General features: G+C 71.1%; 8 protein-coding genes. 5 read left to right on the top strand and 3 right to left on the bottom strand.

All coding sequences use genetic code 11. The features are described 5' to 3' along the window. Positions 1 to 231 (bottom strand): hypothetical protein (locus AC2CJA_RS20050; protein WP_484604073.1); only part of this gene is annotated, 231 nt, incomplete at its 3' end. Between the two features lie 366 nt (positions 232 to 597). Here AC2CJA_RS20050 and AC2CJA_RS20045 point away from each other — a divergent pair. Together AC2CJA_RS20045 and AC2CJA_RS20040 are read left to right on the top strand one after the other, a co-directional pair. Further along, a complete protein-coding gene (locus tag AC2CJA_RS20045; RefSeq protein ID WP_484604072.1) occupies positions 598 to 2973 on the top strand; it encodes an immune inhibitor A domain-containing protein in 2376 nt (791 codons plus the stop codon). Between the two features lie 181 nt (positions 2974 to 3154). After that, complete coding sequence (locus AC2CJA_RS20040; protein WP_484604076.1) at positions 3155 to 3511, top strand: hypothetical protein; 357 nt, start codon at positions 3155 to 3157, stop codon at positions 3509 to 3511. A 323-nt stretch (positions 3512 to 3834) separates the two neighbouring features. Here the strand turns inward: AC2CJA_RS20040 and AC2CJA_RS20035 are convergent, their stop codons facing one another. Further along, entirely contained in the window at positions 3835 to 4428 is a 594-nt protein-coding gene (locus AC2CJA_RS20035) for an isochorismatase family protein (RefSeq protein WP_484604071.1), read from the bottom strand. 180 nt (positions 4429 to 4608) lie between these two features. Next, a complete protein-coding gene (locus tag AC2CJA_RS20030) occupies positions 4609 to 5943 on the bottom strand; it encodes a nicotinate phosphoribosyltransferase (protein ID WP_484604069.1) in 1335 nt (444 codons plus the stop codon). 221 nt (positions 5944 to 6164) lie between these two features. Here AC2CJA_RS20030 and clpS point away from each other — a divergent pair, with 221 nt between their 5' ends. The 3 genes from clpS (at position 6165) to AC2CJA_RS20015 (ending at position 9101) form a co-directional block, all read left to right on the top strand. Next, the gene (clpS, locus tag AC2CJA_RS20025) at positions 6165 to 6467 is read left to right on the top strand and encodes an ATP-dependent Clp protease adapter ClpS (RefSeq protein WP_484604075.1); all 303 of its coding nucleotides are present in this window, start codon (positions 6165 to 6167) and stop codon (positions 6465 to 6467) included. Continuing rightward, positions 6467 to 7072, top strand: coding sequence for a DUF2017 domain-containing protein (locus AC2CJA_RS20020; RefSeq protein ID WP_484604074.1), 606 nt, complete (start codon positions 6467 to 6469; stop codon positions 7070 to 7072). Before clpS ends, AC2CJA_RS20020 begins: the two co-directional genes overlap by 1 nt. Before the next feature lie 457 nt (positions 7073 to 7529). Then, complete coding sequence (locus AC2CJA_RS20015; RefSeq protein WP_484604068.1) at positions 7530 to 9101, top strand: alanine/glycine:cation symporter family protein; 1572 nt, start codon at positions 7530 to 7532, stop codon at positions 9099 to 9101. Positions 9102 to 9186 lie beyond the last annotated feature (85 nt).

The following is a 9186-nucleotide window of genomic DNA, read 5'->3' as shown; positions in this document are numbered from 1 at the left end:
CGCCGGCGCGGGCACCGCGCCGGCGGCCACCGGGCGGGACGGACGCGAGGCCCCTGAGGGGCGCCGGACGGGCGCCCTGACCGCGACGAGCAGCCCGAGCGCGAGCGCCGCACTCGCGATGACCGCGATTCCGGCTCCCGAACGCGTCTGCGACACCAGCAGCATCGCCAGAGCCGAGAGGACGACGGTGGCCGAACCGTAGGCCAGCTGTGCGGGATTCGGGCGCGGCATGACGGAATCCGTCCTCCGGGGTCGGTGGTTGACCGGGGGCGAGGCCGCCGGACGGCGAACGTGGTCCGTCGAACGACTCTACGACGCCGAATGCCCGTACGGGGCCGCGGGCAAGCAAGGACCGACCCGCCGTCACCGACGCGCCGATGCACGGGGGGCGCACGGAATCACGCCGCCGCCGCGTCGCGGTCGTACCGTCGTCACCCGTTACCGTCCGGTCTCCGGACTCCTCAATGGGCTGGCCGGACACCGTACTTGTGTGGCGTGCTCAAATCAAGGACTGTTTTTTCGGCCGCCGCTCGTGTCGAATGCCTCCACACGTGTGCACACACGTGCCATGGCCATGCATGGGGAGGGCAATACCTAGTGAAGAGCCAACGGAGGACGGTCAGATCCGCCGCACTGGCCACGACGGTCGCCGTCATAGGGGCGACCTTGCTGACCGCCGGCACCGCCTACGCCCACGAGGGCACCGCGCCCGACGGCCGCGACCCGGCCACCGCGGAACACGGCGACCACGCCGGGGGTGGGCACAAGCACGGCAAGGAGAAGGACGGCAAGCACGTCGACCACGACCTGCCCGGCCCGCTCACCAAGAAGCAGCGCTCCCAGCGCCTCGCGGCCCTCGAGCGGCTCGCCTCCGGTCAGAAGCCCGTGACCAAGAACGGCTCCAAGGTCATGAAGCTCGGCGACGACAAGTACGTCGAGATGGAGCAGATCAAGACCGACAAGATCTTCACCATCCTCATCGAGTTCGGTGACGAGATCGACCCCAGGTTCGGCGGCACCCCCGGTCCGCTGCACAACCAGATCGCCGAGCCCGACCGCGAGCACAACAACACCACACTGTGGAAGGAGGACTTCAGCCAGGAGCACTTCGAGGACATCTACTTCGGGGAGGGCGAGGGCTCGCTCAAGACGTACTACGAGACCCAGTCCTCCGGTAAGTACTCCGTCGACGGCATGGTCTCCGACTGGGTCAAGGTCGACTACAACGAGGCCCGTTACGGCAACAACGCCTGCGGCCAGAGCACCTGCGACACCGTCTGGGACGCCGTCCGCGACGGCGTGAACCAGTGGACCGCCGACCAGAAGGCCGCCGGCCGCACCACCGGGGAGATCAAGGCCCAGCTCGCCGAGTACGACGTGTGGGACCGCTACGACCACGACGGCGACGGCGACTTCAACGAGCCCGACGGCTACCTGGACCACTTCCAGTTCGTCCACGCCGGTGAGGACGAGTCGGCCGGCGGCGGCGCGCAGGGCGAGGACGCCATCTGGGCCCACCGCTGGTACGCCTACGGCACCGACTACGGCAGGACCGGACCCGAGTTCAACAAGGCCGGCGGCACCGAGATCGGCGACACCGGCATCTGGGTCGGCGACTACACCGTGCAGCCCGAGAACGGCGGCCTGGGCGTCTTCGCCCACGAGTACGGCCACGACCTCGGCCTGCCGGATCTGTACGACACCTCCGGCGGCGAGAACTCCACCGGTTTCTGGAGCCTGATGTCCTCCGGCTCCTGGCTGAACAACGGCGAGGACGCCATCGGCGACTGGGCCGGCGAGATGACCGCCTGGGACAAGCTGTCCCTGGGCTGGCTGGACTACGAGACGGCCAAGGCCGCCACCCGGTCCACCCACAAGCTGGGTGTCTCCGCCCACCAGGGCAAGAACCCCCAGGCGCTGATCGTGGAACTCCCCGAGAAGGAGGTCACGACCGAGGTCGTCGAGCCCGCGGCGGGCGAGAAGCAGTGGTGGAGCGGCAGCGGTGACGACCTGCGCAACTCCCTGACCCGCACCGTCGACCTGACCGGGGCCTCCTCCGCGTCGCTCGACCTCAAGGGCTGGTGGGAGATCGAGGCCGGTTACGACTACCTCTACACCCAGGTCTCCACCGACGGCGGCGCCACCTGGACCGCCCTGGACGGCACCCGCGACGGCGAGCCGCTCGGCGAGGACGCCTCCGGCACCCCCGCCCTCGACGGCTTCTCCGGCGGCTGGGAGGACCTCTCCTTCCCGCTGGACGCCTACGCCGGCCAGGAGATCGACCTCCGCTTCCACTACCGCACCGACGGCGGTGTGGCGGAGAAGGGCTTCACCGCCGACGAGATCACCATCACCGCCGACGGCCGGGCGATCGTCACCGACGGTGCCGAGGGCGACGACAACGGGTGGACGGCGAGCGGCTTCTCCCGCATCGGCGGTTCGTTCACCAACTCCTACCCGCAGTTCTACATCGCCGAGAACCGTCAGTACGTCTCGTACGACAAGACGCTGAAGACCGGCCCGTACAACTTCGGCTGGCTGAGCAGCCGCCCGGACTGGGTCGAGCGCTACCGGTACCAGAAGGGCCTGCTGATCTGGCTGTGGGACACCTCGCAGCTGGACAACAACACCAGCGTTCACCCGGGTGAGGGCCTGGTCCTCCCGATCGACGCCCACCCCAAGGCCGAGAAGTGGTCCGACGGGACGCTGATGCGCAACCGCATCCAGTCCTACGACTCCACCTTCAGCTGGTACCCGACGCGCGGCATGACCCTGCACAAGGACGGCGATCCCACCAGGATCGGCTGGAAGCTGGGCAAGCCGTACTTCGACGACCGCAAGGGCACGTACTGGGACGAGTCCAACCCGACCGCGAGTGTGAAGGTGCCCGACACCAACACCCGCATCACGATCGTCCACCAGCCGCTCAGCGGCAAGACGATCACCGTCCGGGTCGGACCCTCCACCAGGTGACACCCGTGCGGCATCCCCGCAGTGCCGAGTGACACCGCTTTTGCGCAGGTCACAGCGGTAAGGCAGGAAGCGATCGGCCGCCGCCCCCTAGCGGGCGGCGGCCGATCGTGCTGAGAATGCGCCTACCGCCCGAGGGCGGTAGGCCCTTGTTGACGTGGTGTATAACGGGGGAGTGGTGAAGATGGCAGGTGGTGGCTGGACCAGGCTGCCGGACGGCAGCGTGGTCGTGGCGCTCTCCGTGCCCCGGCCGGGGCACGGCGGGCAGCGCGCCCGCTTCCTGGTCCACGCGGCCAATCGCGCCCGCGCCCTGACCAGGCTGAGGAATCTCGGCCTGCGCGCGGTCTACCTGCGCGGCAACACCGAGCCGCCCACCCCCGACGAGATCAGCGCGGTGCTGCACCACCCCGACGGCCTGGTCTGGCGCCCGGCCCCGCGGCACGGCGCCACCGGTGCTCCGGCCGCCGGGGAGGGGGCGGCGTACGCGGAGAGCGTCCTGTGGCGGCCCATAGGCGCCCTGCGCCGCGCCGCGGCCGGCTGAGCGGACCGCGGACCGCCGGAGGAGCAGCCGCCCGGGAGGGCGGGCGGACGCGCCGTTCGCCGTTTCCCTCCGCCGCCGCGTCGAACTCGGCCGGAGACGGTCCCGAAGCCGCTCGTGCCCCTTCCCTCACCGACGTGATGCCTTCCTTGACCGACGTGTCACCGCTGGTGTCACCGCCGTGCCATCGGCGGGGCCCGGCGGCCGGGGACCACCGTCCCGAAGGCCGGAGGTCCGGGGACAAGGACGGCCACGCGCGCCGGGGCGCCGCCCGGCGGAGCCGGGGACGCCCGTCGCGGACGCCGGCTCCCGGCGCGGCGCCGGGTTCAGGCGGCGCCGTCCACCGGCTCACCCGACAGCTCCACGCCCGCCCCGCGCATCTCCTCCAGCGCCAGCTCGGTGGTCCGCGCCGCCACCCCGGCCGTCATGCCGAGCAGCACCCGGGTGCGGAAACCCTCCCGGGCCGCGTCCAGCGCGGTCGCGCGCACGCAGTGGTCGGTGGCGATGCCCACCACGTCCACCTCCGTCACATCGTGGGAGCGCAGCCAGTCCGCGAGCGGGACGCCGTTCTCGTCCTCGCCCTCGAAGCCGCTGTAGGCGGCGGCGTACGCGCCCTTGTCGAAGACCGCGTCGATCGAACCGGAGGCGACGGCCGGGGTGAAGTTCGGATGGAAGCCCACCCCCTCGGTCCCGGCCACGCAGTGCGCGGGCCAGGAGTGGCGGAAGTCGGGGTGGTCGGAGAAGTGGCCGCCCGGAGAGACATGGTGGTCACGGGTGGCCACCACGTGGCGGTATCCGGCGGTGCTCTGCCCGACGAGGTCGGTGATGGCCGCGGCCACGTCGGCACCCCCCGCCACAGCGAGGCTGCCGCCCTCGCAGAAGTCGTTCTGGACGTCCACGACGATCAGGGCCCGGTGCATGGTGCACACCTTTCGGCTGGAGTGGCTGACTGGCTGGCTGTTACGGGCTTACGGACTGTTGTGACCGGTCGGCGGCGACCGCGGGCCGCCGTCGGCCGCGACCCGCGGAACGCGCGGGCGGGACGTGTCCGACCTTAGACACTCGGCGTCCGCCGCGGGAGTGCGTGGGCGCACCGCGCCTCACCCGCCGGCGTACTCGGTGGGCAGGACCGGCTCGCCGCGCGAGAGCTGCGTCGCCGACAGCGGCAGCCCGTCGCGGGCCCGCAGGTGCCGCTCGCGGGCCGCCTCCAGCCGCTCGCGCGCCACGATCTCGCCGCCGCGGACCAGGTCCACCGTCAGCAGGTGGTCCGCCAGATGCGCGGGCACCTCGCCGGTGCCGACCACCTCGGTCTCGGCCACGCCGTCCGCGTCCGGCCGCCGGGCGGCCCACTTCACGCCTTTGACCGACAGCTTCCCGCCCATGGACTTCTTCGCCACCGGACGCAGCGGCGCCAGCGGATCGGAGGAGTCGGCGCGGGCCACCAGCTTGTAGACCATCGAGGCCGTGGGGTGCCCGCTGCCGGTGACCAGCTGGGTGCCCACCCCGTAGGCGTCCACCGGGGCGGCGGCCAGCGAGGCGATGGCGTACTCGTCCAGATCGCTGGTCACGACGATCCTGGTGTCCCGCGCGCCCATCTCGTCGAGCTGCTGCCGCACCCGGTGGGCGAGCAGCAGCAGGTCGCCGGAGTCGATGCGCACCGCGCCCAGGCCGGGGCCCGCCACCTCCACGGCGGTGCGGACGGCCTCGGCCACGTCGTAGGTGTCCACCAGGAGCGTGGTGCCGCTGCCCATGGACTCCACCTGTGCGGTGAAGGCGTCCCGCTCGGTGTCGTGCAGCAGGGTGAAGGCATGGGCGCTGGTGCCGACGGTGGGGATGCCGTAGCGGAAGCCCGCGGCCAGGTCGGAGGTGGTGGAGAAGCCGCCGACGTACGCCGCCCGGGCCGCGGCCACCGCCGACAGCTCGTGGGTGCGGCGCGCCCCCATCTCGATCAGCGGGCGCCCCCGGGCCGCGACGGCCATCCGGGACGCGGCGGCGGCGACGGCCGAGTCGTGGTTGAGGATCGACAGGATCACCGTCTCCAGCAGCACGCACTCGGCGAAGGTGCCCTCCACCCGCATGACCGGCGAGCCGGGGAAGTAGACCTCGCCCTCCGGGTAGCCGCTGATGTCGCCGCGGAAGCGGTAGCCGGCCAGCCACTCCAGGGTCGGCTCGTCCACCACGCCCCGCTCGCGCAGGAAATCCAGGATCTCCGGCTCGAAGCGGAAGTTCTCCACCGCGTCCAGAACCCTCCCGGTGCCCGCCACCACGCCGTAGCGGCGGCCCTCGGGCAGGCGGCGGGTGAAGACCTCGAAGACGGAGCGCCGGTCGGCGGTCCCGCCGCGCAGCGCCGCCTGGACCATGGTGAGTTCGTAGTGGTCGGTGAAGAGGGCGGTGGACGGCACGGCGACCGGCAGGCCCAGGTCTGCGGTGTTCATGGGACGGATGCTACCTCCAATGTCGTCAGTTTGACGATATCTGGTTCCGGGAGATCGTGCCGCCGCCCGCCGGACCCCGGTTTGCACCGCCGCCCGGCCGCAGTGGCAGCATGGGAACCGTGAGCGACGACACGCACCGGATGACACCGTCCGCCGCCGCGGCCGTGCGGCCGCCCGCCGCGGACCGCGTACCCGGCCCGCGCGGCCCCCATGTGGCGTGGCTGTCGGTCGCCCCCACCGAGATCACCCGCCCCGCCTCGGACGAGGCCCCCCGGGTGGTGTCCGAGCCGGACGTCCCGTGGGTGACGGTCGTCCACAACGACCCGGTGAACCTGATGAGTTACGTGACCTACGTGTTCCAGACCTACTTCGGTTACCCGAAGGAGAAGGCCAGGAAGCTGATGATGGACGTCCACCACAAGGGCCACGCGGTCGTCTCCAGCGGCACCCGCGAGGAGATGGAGCGCGACGTACAGGCCATGCACGGCTACGGCCTGTGGGCGACCCTCCGGCGGGACCGCTGATGGCCGGGCTCTTCCAGCCCGCGGCCGGAGTGCCCGGAGGCGCCGCCGTCGCGCTCGACGAGGTGGAGATCTCCATCCTGCGCAGCCTCGCCGTCCAGCTCCTGGAGCTCATCGGGCCCGGCCCGGGCGCGGACGGGGCCGGCGGCGGGCAGGACCCGCTCGCCGCGCTGATGACCGACGGCCCCACCGAGCCGCCCTCCGACCCGGCGCTGGCCCGGCTCTTCCCCGACGCCTACGGCGGCCCCGGTGCCGGGAGGGAGGAGAGGACGCGCGAGGCGGCCGCGGAGTTCCGGCGCTACACCGAGAACGACCTGCGCGCCCGCAAACGCGAGGACGGTCTCGCCGTGGTGCGCACCCTGGACTCCCTCGCCCCGGCCGGCGAGGGGGGAGCGGTGCTCACCCTCACCCCCGGGCAGTCGCGCCAGTGGCTCGGCGCGCTCAACGACCTGCGGCTGGCCATCGGCGCGCGTCTGGAGATCACCGACGACGAGGACGGCGACGAGCTCTACGCGCTGCCGGACGGCGATCCGCGCAAGCCGATGGTGATGGCGTACCTGTGGCTGGGGGCGCTCCAGGAGTCCCTGGTGGAGACCCTGATGCCCTGAGGTGCTGGGACGCCCCGCCGGGCCCGTGCGGACCGGACGCGGAGCGCCGGTGGGAGGCGGGGGGCGGCGGCCCGGGGAGGCCGCTGATCTCGGGTATTTATTTGTGCCCTACATTAAAAAGTCGCTGCGGGCCCGTCCTGTCGCGGAGGGTCACCGAAACTCCCCGTTAATCGGATACGACGCTCCCGCGAGCGGTTCGACCGCCCGTTTTATCCGCGAATTCCCCTGTGTGATACGACCGTAATATGAGCATGTGATCCAGGTCACACCAGTGCGATAGCGCAGCGTGATAGGAACACCCAACCGATTTTTTATCCGTGTCTTACAGCCCGGAGAACTTCGGAGGAAACCGCGCTCGTGACCGGACGCCGAGGTCGGTCCGTCCGCCGTGCCACCGGCAACCACCGTTGCATCCGCCCCCACACGTCCCCGCAGCCGCTACAGCCAGAGGGAACCCATGGCAAACGAATCCTGGACGACACGGATCGACGAATCCATCAGCGAATTCGTCGATCCGGTCGCCTCGACAATCAGCGACATCGTCTTCTACACCATCCCGCTCGGAGACACCGAGTTCCCCTGGATCGTCGGCTGGCTGGTGGTCGCGGGACTGGTGTTCACCGGGTACTTCGGTTTCGCCCAGGTCCGCCACCTGCCCAAGGCCCTCAGACTGGTCCGCGGCAAGTACGACCAGAAGGACGCACCCGGTGAGGTGAACCACTTCCAGGCCCTCACCTCCGCCGTCTCCGGCACCGTCGGCCTCGGCAACATCGCCGGTGTGGCCATCGCGGTCACCATCGGCGGTCCCGGCGCCACCTTCTGGATGATCGCCTGCGGCCTCCTCGGCATGGCGACCAAGTTCGTCGAGTGCACCCTCGGCGTGAAGTACCGCGAGGTCCACGCCGACGGCACCGTCTCCGGCGGCCCGATGCACTACCTGCGCAAGGGCATGGCCGAGCGCGGCCTGGGCGGCCTGGGCAAGGTGCTCGCCATCGGCTCCGCCATCGCCCTGCTGTTCTTCACCTTCTTCGGCGGCAACCTCTTCCAGGTCAACCAGAGCCTGGAGCAGCTCCAGTCCGTCACCGGCGGCGACGACAGCCTCTTCAGCAGCTCCGGCGGCGCCCTCTTCTTCGGTGTCCTGATCGCGGCCCTGGTCGCCCTGGTCCTCATCGGCGGCATGCGCTCCATCGGCGCCGTCACCAGCCGGCTGGTCCCCGCGATGGCGGTCATCTACGTCGTCGCCTGCCTCTTCGTCATACTGACCAACGTCGCCGCCGTGCCCGACGCCGTCTCGGACATCGTCGTGGGCGCCTTCGCCCCCGAGGGCGTGGCCGGCGGTCTCATCGGCGCCCTGATCGTCGGTTTCCAGCGCGCCGCCTTCTCCAACGAGGCGGGCATCGGCTCGGCCCCCATCGCCCACTCCGCGGTGAAGACCAAGCGCCCCGCCACCGAGGGCCTGGTCGCGATGGTCGAGCCGTTCATCGACACCGTCGTCGTCTGCACCATGACCGCGCTGACCATCGTCATCGCCCGCACCCCGAGCTGGGAGGCGGCCCGCGAGGCCAGCGCCAACGGTGAGGAGATCGCCTCCGGCGTCTCGCTGACCTCGGACGCCTTCGAGAGCGCGATCTCCTGGTTCCCCTACGTCCTGGCCGTCGCGGTCCTGCTCTTCGCCTTCTCCACGATCATCACCTGGAGCTACTACGGCATGAAGGCGTGGACCTACCTCTTCGGCCGCAGCAAGACCAGCGAGAACGTCTACAAGGTGCTCTTCAGCCTCATCGTCATCACCGGTGCGCTGATGTCGCTGTCCTCCCTGGTCTCCCTGGCCGACTCCTTCCTCTTCCTCGCCGCGGTGTTCAACATCGTCGGCCTCTACCTGCTGGCGCCCGTCGTCAGGAGGGAGCTCAACCGGGTCCTCGACTACATCCGCCGCCGCGACGCCGGCGAGAGCGACGAGCAGATCGAGGCCGCCGAGGCCGCCACCGGTCCCGGCGGCGCCGACGGAACCCCCACGCTCGCCAAGTGACACCCGCCGCCCCCCGGGGCGGCACGGCACCACCGCGGGGGGGGGGGGGGGGGGGGCGCGCCCCCCCCCGCCGCCCGGGGCGCGC

This window comes from Streptomyces sp. ATLC9 (assembly GCF_057196705.1).
Note: the sequence above shows the minus strand (reverse complement) of the source record. Positions and strands in the feature narration are given on the sequence as shown.